This is a genomic window from Streptomyces sp. SID13726 (assembly GCF_010548375.1).
GTDB lineage: Bacteria > Actinomycetota > Actinomycetes > Streptomycetales > Streptomycetaceae > Streptomyces.
Genome location: NZ_JAAGLY010000170.1, coordinates 1 through 597 on the forward strand (window position 1 = coordinate 1; position 597 = coordinate 597).

Sequence of the window (597 nt, forward strand, 5' to 3'; positions counted from 1 at the left end):
GCGCGCGTCCTCGTCGCCGGCGTCGATGAGACGGCGCAGCTCGCGGAAGTCGTTGACCCCCGACAGGCCCTTGACGCCCGAGCGCTTGTTGAACAGGACGTCGATCTCGTCGATGCTCATGCCCGCGTTGCGCGCGAGGTGGAACACGACGGCCGCGTCGATGTCGCCCGTGCGGGTGCCCATGACGAGGCCCTCGAGCGGGGTCATGCCCATCGACGTGTCGTCCGCGACGCCACCGCGCACGGCCGACGCGGACGCGCCGTTGCCGAGGTGCAGCACGATCGTGTTGAGGCCCTCGATCCGGCGGCCCAGCACGCGCGCGACCTTGCCGGACACGTACTGGTGGCTCGTGCCGTGGAACCCGTACCGGCGCACGCCGTGCTCCTGCGCGACCTCCCGGTCCAGCGCGTACGTCGCCCCGGCGTCGGGCAGCGTGGAGAAGAGCGCCGTGTCGAACACCGCGACGTGCGGCACGTCCGGCAGCAGCTCGCGCGCGACCTCGATGCCCTTGACGTTCGGCGGGTTGTGCAGCGGTGCCAGCGGCGAGAGCTCGGAGATCTGGCGGACGACGTCGTCGTCCACCAGGACCGTCTCGGA

At 71.5% G+C, this 597-nt stretch carries 1 pseudogene; it reads right to left on the reverse strand.

The features are described 5' to 3' along the window. Positions 1–597, reverse strand: a pseudogene (locus tag G3I78_RS46985) (acetate kinase); the annotation flags it as partial.